The sequence below is a fragment of the Streptomyces sp. NPDC005722 genome (assembly GCF_040630935.1).
Classification (GTDB): domain Bacteria; phylum Actinomycetota; class Actinomycetes; order Streptomycetales; family Streptomycetaceae; genus Actinacidiphila.
Window position 1 is genome coordinate 17116 of record NZ_JBEXYN010000039.1, and the last position, 12580, is coordinate 29695.

10 protein-coding genes and 1 riboswitch are annotated in these 12580 nt (G+C 73.0%); of the genes, 5 read left to right on the forward strand and 5 right to left on the reverse strand.

The window, feature by feature from the left end:
* Positions 1–58 precede the first annotated feature (58 nt).
* Together ABZ479_RS31960 and ABZ479_RS31965 are read left to right on the forward strand one after the other, a co-directional pair.
* Positions 59–1360, forward strand: a complete 1302-nt coding sequence (locus ABZ479_RS31960; RefSeq protein WP_500464818.1) for a PspC domain-containing protein — start codon at positions 59–61, stop codon at positions 1358–1360.
* Positions 1357–2028, forward strand: coding sequence for a LuxR C-terminal-related transcriptional regulator (locus ABZ479_RS31965; protein ID WP_499606515.1), 672 nt, complete (start codon positions 1357–1359; stop codon positions 2026–2028). Before ABZ479_RS31960 ends, ABZ479_RS31965 begins: the two co-directional genes overlap by 4 nt.
* Positions 2029–2046: 18 nt before the next feature.
* Here ABZ479_RS31965 and ABZ479_RS31970 read toward each other — a convergent pair whose 3' ends face one another.
* Positions 2047–3114, reverse strand: coding sequence for a C40 family peptidase (locus tag ABZ479_RS31970; RefSeq protein ID WP_500464819.1), 1068 nt, complete (start codon positions 3112–3114; stop codon positions 2047–2049).
* Between the two features lie 338 nt (positions 3115–3452).
* Between ABZ479_RS31970 and ABZ479_RS31975 the strand changes: the two genes are divergently transcribed.
* Positions 3453–3806: a hypothetical protein gene (locus tag ABZ479_RS31975; RefSeq protein WP_499606517.1), complete on the forward strand. Its 354-nt coding sequence runs from the start codon at positions 3453–3455 to the stop codon at positions 3804–3806.
* 37 nt (positions 3807–3843) lie between these two features.
* On the opposite strand, the gene ABZ479_RS31980 is transcribed toward ABZ479_RS31975, so the two are convergent.
* The gene (locus ABZ479_RS31980; protein ID WP_500464820.1) at positions 3844–4977 is read right to left on the reverse strand and encodes a C40 family peptidase; all 1134 of its coding nucleotides are present in this window, start codon (positions 4975–4977) and stop codon (positions 3844–3846) included.
* Positions 4978–4985: 8 nt separating this feature from the next.
* A riboswitch (cyclic di-AMP (ydaO/yuaA leader) is annotated at positions 4986–5143 on the reverse strand.
* Between the two features lie 250 nt (positions 5144–5393).
* Between ABZ479_RS31980 and pcrA the strand changes: the two genes are divergently transcribed.
* The gene (gene pcrA / locus ABZ479_RS31985) at positions 5394–7835 is read left to right on the forward strand and encodes a DNA helicase PcrA (protein ID WP_500464821.1); all 2442 of its coding nucleotides are present in this window, start codon (positions 5394–5396) and stop codon (positions 7833–7835) included.
* A gap of 49 nt (positions 7836–7884) precedes the next feature.
* Here pcrA and ABZ479_RS31990 read toward each other — a convergent pair whose 3' ends face one another.
* Together ABZ479_RS31990 and ABZ479_RS31995 are read right to left on the reverse strand one after the other, a co-directional pair.
* On the reverse strand, positions 7885–9288 hold the full coding sequence (locus tag ABZ479_RS31990; RefSeq protein WP_500464822.1) for a M23 family metallopeptidase: 1404 nt from the start codon (positions 9286–9288) through the stop codon (positions 7885–7887).
* A gap of 141 nt (positions 9289–9429) precedes the next feature.
* Positions 9430–10248: an esterase/lipase family protein gene (locus tag ABZ479_RS31995; protein ID WP_500464823.1), complete on the reverse strand. Its 819-nt coding sequence runs from the start codon at positions 10246–10248 to the stop codon at positions 9430–9432.
* Between the two features lie 241 nt (positions 10249–10489).
* On the opposite strand from ABZ479_RS31995, the gene icmB reads away from it, so the two are divergent.
* Entirely contained in the window at positions 10490–10903 is a 414-nt protein-coding gene (gene icmB, locus ABZ479_RS32000) for a coenzyme B12-dependent isobutyryl CoA mutase small subunit (protein WP_500464824.1), read from the forward strand.
* Positions 10904–10991: 88 nt separating this feature from the next.
* Here the strand turns inward: icmB and ABZ479_RS32005 are convergent, their stop codons facing one another.
* Complete coding sequence (locus tag ABZ479_RS32005; RefSeq protein ID WP_500464825.1) at positions 10992–12530, reverse strand: DUF5691 domain-containing protein; 1539 nt, start codon at positions 12528–12530, stop codon at positions 10992–10994.
* Positions 12531–12580 lie beyond the last annotated feature (50 nt).

The following is a 12580-nucleotide window of genomic DNA, read 5'->3' on the forward strand; positions in this document are numbered from 1 at the left end:
CCCGGCATGGGGGCCAACCCTGATACCCACCGTGCGCGAAACGTGTGACGATCGGGACATGCCAGCCGCCGGACCACCGACCAGCCCGCCCGACGGGGCGTCGTACTTCGCGTCGCCGGACCCGGCCGGATCGCCGGTCCGCAAGCTCTACCGCAGCTCCGAGGGCCGGATGATCGGCGGCGTCGCCCGCGGGCTGGCCGGGCACCTCGGACTGCCCGTGGCCTGGGTGCGCGTGGTCTTCGTGGTCCTGGCCACCATCCAGGGCCTCGGCATCCTGCTCTACGCGGTCTTCTGGTTCGTGGTGCCGCTCGGCGTCGGCGGGGTCGTCGAGGCCAAGGAACCGCGCGACGCGCGCTCCTGGCTGGCCGGACGCAGGCCCGACCGGGGCCAGATCGTCGCGCTGATCGCGCTCGCCATGGGCCTCGGCATCCTGCTGGACAACCTCAACCTCGGCAAGGCCAACGCCTATGTGTGGCCGCTGCTGCTGATCGGGCTCGGCGTCGCCCTGGTGTGGCGGCAGGCCGACAACGCCCGCCGTGCCCGCTGGGCCGAGCTGAGCCGGCGCAAGCGGCTGCTGCCCTTCGCGCGCGGCGCCGCCGGGGTGATCCTCGTCGGCGTGGGCGTGACCGGCTTCCTCGTCGTGCAGGGCTCGGTCAGCCACCTGGGCACCATCCTGCAGGCCGCGCTCGCCGTCCTGGTCGGGGTGGCGCTGATCGCCGGACCGTACCTCGTGCGCATGACCCAGGACCTGTCCGCCGAGCGGCTGGCCCGCATCCGTGCGCAGGAGCGGGCCGAGGTCGCCGCGCACGTCCACGACTCCGTGCTGCACACCCTGACCCTCATCCAGCGGCACGCCGAGGACCCGCGCGAGGTCGCGCGGCTGGCCCGGGCCCAGGAACGGGAGCTGCGCGCCTGGCTCTACCGGCCCGAGGGCAACGGCAAGGACGACGAACCGGCCACCCTCGCCGAGGCGGTGCGCCGCGCGGCGGCCGAGGTGGAGGACGCGCACGGCGTCCCCGTCGAGGTGGTGTGCGTCGGCGACTGCCCGCTCGACGAGCGCCTGGTGGCGCAGATGCAGGCGGCCCGCGAGGCCATGGTCAACGCCGCCAAGTACGGTGGGGACGAGCCCGTGCAGGTGTACGCGGAGGTCGAGGAGAGCAAGGTCTTCGTATCGGTCCGCGACCGCGGCCCCGGTTTCGACCTCGACGACGTACCGTCGGACAGGATGGGCGTCCGGGAGTCGATCATCGGCCGGATGCGGCGCAACGGCGGCGAGGCGCGGCTGCGCCCGGCACCGGGTGGGGGCACGGAAGTGGAGCTGGAGATGGACAGGGCCCAGGGACCAGGGAGGTCGTCATGAGCACGGAACGACGCGTGAGGGTCGTCCTCGTCGACGACCACCGGATGTTCCGCACGGGGGTGCAGGCCGAGATCGGCGAGACCGAGCGGACCGGCGTCGACGTGGTCGGCGAGGCCGCCGACGTGGACCAGGCGGTCTCGGTCATCACCGCGACGCGGCCCGGCGTCGTGCTGCTCGACGTCCATCTGCCCGGCGGCGGCGGGGTCGAGGTGCTCAAGCGCTGCGCCGGGCTCATGGGCGACGCGGAACAGCCCGTGCGCTTCCTGGCGTTGTCGGTCTCCGACGCCGCCGAGGACGTCATCGGCGTGATCCGCGGCGGCGCCCGCGGCTACGTCACCAAGACCATCACCGGCCCTGACCTGGTGAGTTCCATCTTCCGGGTCGACGACGGGGACGCCGTCTTCTCGCCCCGGCTGGCCGGCTTCGTCCTGGACGCCTTCGCCTCCACCGACGCCCCGCCGGTCGACGAGGACCTGGACCGGCTGACCCAGCGCGAGCGCGAGGTGCTGCGGCTGATCGCGCGCGGCTACGCGTACAAGGAAGTCGCCAAGCAGCTCTACATCTCGGTGAAGACCGTCGAGTCGCACGTCTCGGCGGTGCTGCGCAAGCTGCAGCTGAGCAACCGGCACGAACTCACCCGCTGGGCGACCGCCCGCCGCCTGGTCTGAGCCCTCGCGGCAAGGGCGTCACGCCGGACGCGTGGCGCCCGCGAAGGGCATCTGGTCGACCGGGGCGAGTTTGACGACGTCACCGGTGCGCGGGGCGTGGATCATCATGCCGTTGCCCACGTAGAGGCCGACGTGGCTGATCCCCGAGTAGAAGAACACCAGGTCGCCCGGCTCCAGTTGGGAGCGGGAGATCCGGGTGCCCGCGTTGATCTGGGTGTACGTCGTGCGCGGCAGCGAGACCCCGCCCGCCCGCCACGCCGCCTGCGTGAAGCCCGAGCAGTCGTACGCCGACGGTCCGGTGGCGCCCCAGACGTAGGGCAGCCCGAGGGCGCCGTACGCGAAGGAGACGGCGCGCGCGGCCCGCGCGTTGGGGGCGGCGGCAGGCGCCAGGCCGGTGCGGGAGCCGGTGGCGGCACGGCCGGCACGGGCCGGGTCGGCGGAACCGTGGCCGCCGGAGGAGAGCACCTCGGCGCGCTGGCCGGCGGTCAGCCGGCCCAGCAACTGCCGCGCGGAGGCCAGACGCTGCTCCACGGTGCGCTTGTGGCGGGCGAGTTCGGCGCGGGTGCCGCGCAGCTCCTCCAGCTCGGCGCCCGCTTCGGCGCGCAACTGCTCGATGTCCCGCCGCTGGGCCGACAGGGCGCGCAGCGCGGCGTTCTGGCGGCTGCTCATCCGGTCCAGCATCCCGGCGCGCTCCAGGTAGTCGCCGGGGGAGGAGGCGAGGGCCAGCTGGACGGCGGGGTCGATGCCGCCGCTGCGGTACTGGGCGGTGGCGAGGGAGCCGAGGCCGTCGCGGGTGCTGTTGAGGCGCTCGGTCCTGCGGGCGAGCTCGTCCTGGAGGCGCTCGATCCGCCCGGTGGCCGTGTCCGCCTTCTCCTTGGCGCCGTTGTACCGCTCGGTGGCCTGCTCGGCCTCCTCGTACAGCCGGTCCACCCTGGCCCTGGCCTCGTCCGTGGTCAGCCGGGGCTCCGCGTGCCCGGCCTCGCCGAACACCGTCACGGAGGCGGCGCCCGCCAGGGCGAGGCCGACGGCGGTGCGCGCTGCCGTGCCTGCGGGACCGCGGTCCCTGGGCCTTCTGTGCGACGCCACGCGCCGTCACTCCTTCCGGGCTGTCCGTACCTCCCCCCGGCGGTCCGGCGGCGGGCGGACGGGGACCGTCCACCGCCGGACCTTCGGCGGGGGCGGCCGTGCCGGGGACGGGGTCCGCGCGGCAGTGGGGATCGGCCACCTGGGGCAGGACGCTAAACCTGGACGCCGCGAGGGGGCTCCGGAGTGTGCGGGACTGGTCCGATTCGGCCGCGGACTGCCCGCGGATGACCGCTGTTCGACGGGTGACCTGGTCACTTCCGGTCCGTCCCTGACCGATGTGACGGAGAGCGGGACCTCGGTGCCGGGCGCTGGTATGGGCCTGGCTAGGGTCCTGAGCCATGGACGTACTCATCAACCTGATCGTCGGCCTGCACATCATCGGCATCGCCGCCCTCCTGGGCGGCTTCCTCACCCAGATGAAGGCCATGGGCCGCGGCGAGGCCCGTTTCGTGCCGGGCATGCTGCACGGCGCGCTGACCATGCTGGTCACGGGCGTGCTGCTGGTCGGCCTCAACCAGGCCGACGACCAGCCGGTGAACAACATCAAGATCGGCGTGAAGCTCGCGGTCCTGGTGGTGGTCCTCGGCCTGGTCTACGTCAAGCGGGACGAGGAGAAGGTGCCGGCGGCGGCCTTCGGCACCGTGGGCGCGCTGACCACCGCCAACATCTTCATCGCGGTGCTGTGGACCTGAGCCCGGCCAGCGGCCGGGCTCAGGCTCGGGCTCGGGCTCAGGTCATCCGGGCGTAGCCGTAGATCGGCATCTCCGTGATCGGGGCGATCTTCACCACGCTTCCGGTGTGGGGGGCGTGGATCATGTTGCCGCCGCCGATGTACAGGCCGACGTGCGTGATGTCGGAGTAGAAGAAGACCAGGTCGCCGGGTTGCAGCTGGTCCGCGCTCACCCGGGTCCCGAAGTCGACCTGGTCGTAGGTCACGCGGGGGATCGAGACGCCCGCGGCGCCCCAGGCGGCCTGGGTCAGGCCCGAGCAGTCGTAGGAGTTCGGGCCGGTGGCGCCGTACACGTACGGCTTGCCCAGCTGGGCCCGCGCGAACTCGATCGCCTTGGCCGCCTTGGCGGCGTAGGTGCCGGACGGGGCGGTGGAGCCGGTGGAGCCCGTGGACGAGCCCGACTCCTTGGCGGCCGCCTCCTGCGCGGCCTTCTCCTTGGCGGCGATCTCCGCGGCCTTCGCGGCGGCCTCCTCCCGGCGCTTCTTCTCCAGCGCCGCCAGCCGCGCCTTCTCCTGCGCGGTGAGGCTGTTGAGCAACTTCTGCGCCGCGGCGAGCTTCTGCTTGACCGAGGTCTTCTCCGCGTTCAGCCGCTGCTGGGCCTCGGTCAGCTTCTGCAGGCTCTCGACGGCCTCGGAGCGCTTGGCCGTCGTCTCGGCCTGCTCGGAGCGGAAGGTCTCCAGCGCGTGCTCCTGGCGGTCGGACAGGCGGTCCATCAGGTGCGCCTGGTCCAGGAACTGCTGCGGGTCGGAGGTGAGGAGGAAGGTCGTCGTCCCGTCCAGGCCGCCGCCGCGGTACTGCGCCGCGGCGTACTCGCCGATGGTGCGGCGGGCGGCGTTGAGCGTCTCGGTCCTGCGGGCCACCTGGTCCAGCAGCGCGTCGGCGCGCGTGCGCTGCCGCTCGGTCTGCTCCTTGGCGCCGTTGTAGCGCTCGGTGGCGGCCTCGGCCTGGTGGTAGAGCTTGTCGACCTGGGCCTTGACCTCGGTGATGGAGGGCTTGTCGGGTGAGGCGGGCGCCGCGCTCGCGCTCTCGCCGAAGAGGGTGACGGTCGCCAGTGCGGCGGTCGTGAGTCCCACCGCGGCCCGGGGGCCGGGGACGGTCAGCGCGCGCGGGCGCGGCTTGCGGTGCGTCGCCAAGTCAGGCGGCTCCTTCCGTGGACCGCCTACCGGGTTAGCTGTCGGGTTCGGGCTTCGGAAGGCCGCCCTACGGTGCGTACGGGCGCGCTGCGCTCGTACGGACCGATTCACCCCAAGGTCGTGGGTCCCCGGCTCCGGCGGTCGCCGGACTCAGCGGAGGCGGCCCGTGACGGCACGGTCGCCGCCGCGTGGAGCGGACCGCCTGATCCGGCACGGTAGTCAACTGCGGGGGTCCGTGGGAACCCTGGTGTTCGAATTGTCCGCAATCATTTCGTGACCTTCGTCATTCGGGGCCGCGAAAGGCCGTGACGCGTTCGCCCGGGACGGGCACCGGGCGACTTCCGGACGCCCCGGAGGGGGCGGGCTCGGGCAAGCGGCGCAACGCTGTCCGTCCCACGGCCTAGACTCGGGAGGCGATGAGCAGCCTCTTTGACGACAGCTTCCTGGCCGGCCTCGAACCGAAGGAGGAGGAGCCCCCGCCGCCTCCCGAGGAGGAGCCCGGCACGGTCCCCGACGACCTCTTCGAGGGGCGTTTCGACGCGCCCGTCGACCGGGACGCGTACTACCGGGACGGTGCCCACCGCCCCGTCGTGGACCCGGCCGCGCTGCTCGACGGGCTCAACGAGCAGCAGCGCGCCGCCGTCGAGCACACCGGCTCCCCGCTGCTCATCGTCGCGGGCGCCGGCTCCGGCAAGACCCGGGTGCTCACCCACCGCATCGCGTACCTGCTGGGCGCCCGCAAGGTCCACCCCGGCCAGATCCTGGCGATCACCTTCACCAACAAGGCCGCCGGCGAGATGAAGGAGCGCGTCGAGCAGCTGGTCGGCCCGCGCGCCAACGTGATGTGGGTCTCCACCTTCCACAGCGCGTGCGTCCGCATCCTGCGCCGGGAGTCCAAGAGGCTCGGCTTCACCTCCAGCTTCTCGATCTACGACGCGGCCGACTCCAAGCGCCTGATGGCCCTGGTCTGCCGCGACCTGGACCTGGACCCCAAGCAGTTCCCGCCGAAGTCCTTCAGCGCCAAGGTCTCCAACCTCAAGAACGAGCTCATCGACGAGGAGACCTTCGCCGACCAGGCCGAGAACCCCTTCGAGAAGAAGCTCGCCGAGGCCTACGCGATGTACCAGTCGCGGCTGCGCGAGGCCAACGCGCTCGACTTCGACGACATCATCATGACCACGGTCAACCTGCTCCAGGCCTTCCCGGACGTCGCCGAGCACTACCGGCGCCGCTTCCGGCACGTGCTGGTCGACGAGTACCAGGACACCAACCACGCCCAGTACACCCTGGTGCGCGAACTGGTGGGCACGGCGAGCGGAGACGCGCAGGAGGACGGCGAAGGGCCGGCCGAGCTGTGCGTGGTCGGCGACGCCGACCAGAGCATCTACGCCTTCCGCGGCGCCACCATCCGCAACATCCTCCAGTTCGAGGAGGACTACCCGCAGGCCCGCACCATCCTGCTGGAGCAGAACTACCGCTCCACCCAGAACATCCTGACCGCCGCCAACGCCGTCATCGAGCGCAACGCCTCCCGCCGTCCGAAGAACCTGTGGACGGAGGCCGGGCAGGGCCCGGTCATCACCGGCTACGTCGCCGACCAGGAGCACGACGAGGCGCAGTTCATCGCCGACGAGATCGACCGGCTCACCGACGCCGGCGACGCCCGCCCCGGCGAGGTCGCGGTCTTCTACCGGACCAACGCGCAGTCCCGTGTCTTCGAAGAGGTCTTCATCCGCGTCGGCCTGCCCTACAAGGTCGTCGGCGGGGTCCGCTTCTACGAGCGCAAGGAGGTCCGGGACGTCCTGGCCTACCTGCGCGTGCTCGCCAACCCCGAGGACACCGTCCCGCTGCGCCGCATCCTGAACGTGCCCAAGCGCGGCATCGGGGAACGCGCCGAGGCGATGGTCGACGCCCTCGCCTCACGCGAACGGATCACCTTCCCCGCGGCGCTGCGCCGGGTGGACGAGGCCTTCGGCATGGCCGCCCGCTCGGTCAACGCCGTCAAGCGCTTCAACGAGCTGCTGGAGGAGCTGCGCACCGTCGTGGACTCCGGCGCCGGCCCCGCCACCGTCCTGGAAGCCGTGCTGGAACGCACGGGCTACCTGGCCGAACTCCAGGCCTCCACCGACCCCCAGGACGAGACCCGCGTCGAGAACCTCCAGGAACTCGCGGCGGTGGCCCTGGAGTTCGAACAGGAGCGCACCGAGGAGGAGCCCGGCACGCTCGCCGAGTTCCTGGAGCGGGTCGCCCTGGTCGCCGACTCCGACCAGATCCCGGACGACGACGAGGGCGGCGGCGTCATAACGCTGATGACCCTGCACACCGCCAAGGGCCTGGAGTTCCCGGTGGTCTTCCTGACCGGCATGGAGGACGGGGTCTTCCCGCACATGCGCGCGCTCGGCCAGACCAAGGAGCTGGAGGAGGAGCGGCGGCTCGCCTACGTCGGCATCACGCGGGCGCGGCAGCGGCTGTACGTGACGCGGTCCACCATGCGCAGCGCCTGGGGCCAGCCCTCGTACAACCCGCCCTCGCGCTTCCTGGAGGAGATCCCGGAGCCGCTCATCGAGTGGAAGCGCACGGGTGCCTCCTCGGCACCCTCCGCCTCGGTGTCGGCGGCGGCCTCGATGCTGTCGCGTTCCCCGTCGAAGAGCGGCCCCTCCGGGTTCGCGACGCGGCGCACCCAGGACCGCCCGGTCATCTCGCTGGCGGTCGGGGACCGGGTCACGCACGACACGTTCGGGCTGGGGACGGTCGTCGCGGTCGACGGCAGCGGGGAGAAGGCGAAGGCCACCATCGACTTCGGCGACGAGCGGCCCAAGGTGCTGCTGCTGCGCTACGCGCCGGTGGAGAAGCTCTGACCGGACTATCGGGGTCCCGGTCCCGCCGTGGTGGGGCCGGGGCCGGGGCTCAGCGCGGGTCGATGCCGTGCTTCAGCATCCACTGCAGCGGGTCGATGGCCGCGCCGCCGGCCGGACGCACCTCGAAGTGCAGGTGCGGGCCCGTGGAGTTGCCCGAATTGCCGGAGTAGGCGATGACGTCGCCGGCCTTGACCGAACCCGAGCGGATCTTGGTGCTGCTCAGGTGGCAGTACCAGGTCTCGGTGCCGTCGGGGGCGGTCACTATCGCCATGTTGCCGTAGGCGCTGTTCCACTGGGTGCGCACGACGCCGTCGGTCGCGGCCATCACCGGTGTGCCGTAGTTCACCGGGAAGTCGATGCCGGTGTGGACCGACATCCAGTTCACGCCCGCCTGGCCGAAGTAGGCGCTCAGCCCGTGCTGCTTGACCGGGAGCAGGAACTTGGGGCGCAGCTGCTCCTTGAGGGCCGCCTCCGCGGCCTTCTTCGCGCGCTCCTGCGCCTGGCGCTCCTTGAGGTCGATGCGTTCCTGGTTGCGGCTGGCGCGGTCGGTGAAGTCGTCGACGTCCCGGTTGACCCCGGCGAGCTGCTGGTCGAGCTTGCTGGTCGGGACGTCGACCGCCGCCTCCGGGGCGCCGTCTGCCTGGGTGCGGCTGGTGTCGGGGTCGTCGGTGTTGACGGTGACGGCGGCCGCGCAGGCGACGCCCATCACCGCGACGGAAGGGACGGCGACCGTGAGCAGGGCCGAGCGCCGGGCCTGCCGCCGCCTGCGGCTCCCGCCGCCGCTTCCCCCGCGCGGGCGCGGCAGTGCGGCCACGGGGGCGCTCTCCTCGGAGTCGTGCTCCGGTTCCGCCTCCGGCTCGGTGTCGTCGTAGGCCTCGGGCTCGTACGCCTCGGGCTCGTAGCTGCCGGCCTCGTGGGGCTCGGCGTCGTGGGACTCCGGCTCGTAGTGCCCGGCCCGGTAGGGCTCGGCCTCGTAGGGGGCGGCCGCGTAGTGCTCCGGGGTGTGGGCCTCGGCCCCGTACCGCTCCGGATGCTGCTCGTAGGCGGCGGCCTCGGGAGCGGGAGCGTGGGCGTGCGCGGCCTCGGGCTCCTCGTAGGCGGCGTGGACGGCCGTGTGCTCGTAACCCGTGTAGTCGTACGCCGCCGTCGCCTGCGTCTGCGAGGGGTCCAGGTACCAGGTGCCGGTGGCCGCGCCCGTGTGGTCGGCGTAACCCGGGGTGCCGGTGGTCTGCCCGGAGGGCCAGTAGCCGGTCGCGGTGCTGTCGGCGGTGGCGTCGTAGGGGGCGGTGGCGTAGGACCCCGTGTCGTAGGCGGGGTAACCCTGGCAGGAGCCGAAGAGGGGATCGTCATCCGTGTGGGCGGCACCCATGGGCGCGTAGGAGGCGTCGGAAAGCCCCTCGTACCCATAGCCGCTGTACTCGGGGGCGTACCCCGCCGGATGACGGTCGTTCACCGCTTCTCTTTCGCCTCGGCAGCAGGAGAATTAGCGGCGACTGTATCCCCCTGCGGGCGACGCCCACAATCTTCGGCGGGATCTCGGTATCCCCGATGCCTTGTGTTCGACGGCCTTTCGATGCTTATGGGGGCAAGGCCGTCACGCGGCGTCCACGGCCCCCGACGCCAGCTCCTCGCCGAGCAGTGCCTGCCGGATGCCGGCGGCGATGGCCGCGTGGACCGGCATCGTCAGATGGCCGACCCCCGCGACGTGGACGTTGCGCGCGATGAGGTCCGGGTGGTCCAGGCGGGCGGCCTCGACCGGGCTCATCAGCTCGTCCAGATCGCTCCAGAACGCCACGAAACGGGTTCGGCAACCGGCCGCGGGCTTGGCGAGCTCCTCGATGAGGTCGGAGTTCGGCCGCATCTGGCGGACGATCGGGTGCGGGTTCAGCAGCGGCGCGGCCCGGGTCCCGGCGTGCGGGGTGCCGAGGGTGACCACGGTGCGCACCCGCGTGTCGCCGCCCAGGCGCTGGGCGTAGTAGCGGGCGATGAGCCCGCCGAGGCTGTGGCCCACGATGTCCACCCGGTGGTGCCCGGTCTGCTCGCAGATCTGTTCGACGTGGCGTCCGAGGAGGGCCGCCGCCGTACGGATGTCGCAGGTCAGCGGCGAGTAGTTGAGCGCCTGCACATGCGGCCAGCCGTGCCGCCGCAGCGACCGGCGGAGCATCGCGAACACCGAACGGTTGTCCACGAAGCCGTGCAGCAGGAGCACCGGGGGATGGCTCCGTCCCGCGGTGGGGAGGCGGGGCGGCTCCTCGGAGTCACCGACCGCCGGCTGCGGCCCGCGTTCCTGGAAGATTCCGGTCGGGTAGAGGAAGACATGACCGGTCAGGATGGCGATCTCGATCGCCGCGGCTCGTACGTAGGCCGCCTGGCGCACCAAGCGGTCTCCGACACCGAAAGACAGGACGCCCATGGCCTACCTCCCGTGGGCACACGGAGACGGCCCTGTCCCCCGTGCGCCGAGAACGCGACGGCCCGCGTCGCCTGCTGAACGGAGGACGACCACGGGCCGAACGCGTTTCTAACGTGAACGTGTCCCATGTGTGATTTCCCCCTCGGGGCCCTTCGTGAAACTGTCCGCACGGGGGATGCTGGCGATAACGTTCGTTCACACATGTGCCCGCTGAGCGCAGCAATCGTGTATGGAGGCAGCGATGGGAGTGTCCGGACCGATCCGTGTGGTGGTCGCCAAGCCGGGCCTGGACGGTCACGACCGCGGGGCGAAGGTCATCGCGCGGGCGCTGCGGGACGCCGGCATGGAGGTCATCTACACCGGTCTCCACCAGACGCCCGAACAGATCGTGGACACCGCGATCCAGGAGGACGCCGACGCCATCGGCCTGTCCATCCTCTCCGGTGCCCACATGACGCTCTTCGCCAAGGTGATCGAGTTGCTCCGCGAGCGTGAGGCGGAGGACATCAAGGTCTTCGGCGGCGGGATCATCCCGGAGGACGACATCGCCCCGCTGAGGGAGCTCGGCGTGGCGGCGATCTTCACCCCGGGCACCACGACCGGTGACGTCGTCACCTGGGTGAACGACAACATCCGCCATCCGGCCGAGGCCTGACCGTCGCCGCGGGGGTGCGGGCCGCGTCCCGCACCCCCGCCGGCCGGTCCCCGGCCGCCCCCCGTCGGCTGATGCCCGGCCGCCCCTCTCAGGCCAGCTCCGCGAGCATCGCGGCCCGCAGCCGCAGGGTGCCGACCAGCCGCTGGAAGGCCTCCGCCCAGTACGCCCCGGCGCCCGGTGAGGTGTCGGCGGACTCCGCGGGCACGGCGGCCAGTGGGGCCGCCCGGTCGGCCTCGGCCGGGTCCATGCAGCGCTCGGCCAGGCCCATCACCCCGCTGAAGCTCCACGGGTAGCTGCCCGCGTCGCGGGCGATGTCCAAGGCGTCCACCACCGCCGCCCCCAGGGTCCCGGCCCACGGCACGGCGCAGACCGCGAGCATCTGGAACGCCTCCGACAGGCCGTGCGCCCCGATGAAGCGGGCCACCCACTCCGCCCGCTCCGGGGCGGGGAGGATCGACAGCAGCTTCGCCGGGTCCCCGACCGGGCTGACCGCCGCCGCGGGGGCCGGGGTGGGGCCCAGCAGGGCACGGGCCCAGGCCGCGTCCCCCTGGCGCACCGCCGCCCGGCACCACGCGGCGTGCAGATCCGGCTGCCAGTCGTCGGCGACCGGCAGCGCGATGACCTCCTGCGGTGTCCGGCCGCCGAAGCGCTCCCGCCACGTGGCGAGCGGCGCTGCGTCCACCACCTGGCCGAACCACCACGCCCGCTCCCCGCGCCCGGCCGGGGGTATCGCCACCACGCCGTCGCGTTCCATGGCCGCGTCGCATTCGTACGGCGCCTCCACGCCGATCCGGCCGGCCGCCGGATCCCAGGCGACGCAGGTCCTGGCCCGTACGGCCATCCGGGCGGCGAGGGCGGAGCCGGGCAGGGCCGACAGCAGCTCGGCGGCGGTGGCCCGCACATTGCGGCTGCGGTCGGTGAGGGCCTGCTCCAGGAAGGGCTCGTCCTGCGGCGACAGGCCCTCGCGGAGCGAGTCCAGGAACATCAGCCGGTCCTCGGCGCGCTCGGCGGCCCATCCCGAGCGCAGCAGCTCCAGCGCGCGGCCCGGGTCGCGGGCCCGCAGCCGGGCCAGCAACGCCACCCGTTCGGCGAACAGGCCCTCCTCCCACAGCGTGCGCACGGCCTCCGGGTCGGCGGTGTCGGGCACGACGCCGGGCGCCCCGGCGCGCAGCGCGAACCGCCAGTCCGCGTTGAGCTCCGCCAGCCACAGTCCGCGCGGTCCCGCCAGGGCCAGGGCGTCCGGCCGCAGGTCGGTGCGCGCGCGGGCGGCGTCCAGCAGCGCGGGCAGCAGCTCCGGCGGGGCCGCCCAGCCGCGGGCGTTGGCCTCGCCGAGCCACTGGGGCAGCAGCTCGGCGAGGTTGGGGGCGGCGCCGCGCCGGCCGCCCCCGCCGCCGACCGAGCGGTCCGCCAGGAGCAGGGACAGCCTCCGTCGGGCCGCCTCGGGCAGCGGCGGCCGCGGGTCGTGGGGCGCCGCGGCCGGCCGCACCCCCGCCGTGGCGGGCCGCGCGCCGGCGCGGCGCCGCAGGACGGCGAGCGCGGCGGAGTCCAGCAGCTCCCCGGGCGTGCCGCCCCTGCGGTCGGTGCCGAGGAGCGCGGTGCCGACCAGGTCGGTCCAGGTTGTCGTCATCGGTCCTCCTTCGTCGTGGTGTGCACGTGGGCGGGCGGGGGGCTTCCGGG

Coding starts and splice junctions, on each gene's coding strand:
- ABZ479_RS31960 (WP_500464818.1), top strand. CDS start 59: ATGCCAGCCGCCGGACCACCGACCAGCCCGCCCGACGGGGCGTCGTAC.
- ABZ479_RS31965 (WP_499606515.1), top strand. CDS start 1,357: ATGAGCACGGAACGACGCGTGAGGGTCGTCCTCGTCGACGACCACCGG.
- ABZ479_RS31975 (WP_499606517.1), top strand. CDS start 3,453: ATGGACGTACTCATCAACCTGATCGTCGGCCTGCACATCATCGGCATC.
- pcrA (WP_500464821.1), top strand. CDS start 5,394: ATGAGCAGCCTCTTTGACGACAGCTTCCTGGCCGGCCTCGAACCGAAG.
- ABZ479_RS31995 (WP_500464823.1), bottom strand. CDS start 10,248: ATGGGCGTCCTGTCTTTCGGTGTCGGAGACCGCTTGGTGCGCCAGGCG.
- icmB (WP_500464824.1), top strand. CDS start 10,490: ATGGGAGTGTCCGGACCGATCCGTGTGGTGGTCGCCAAGCCGGGCCTG.
- ABZ479_RS32005 (WP_500464825.1), bottom strand. CDS start 12,530: ATGACGACAACCTGGACCGACCTGGTCGGCACCGCGCTCCTCGGCACC.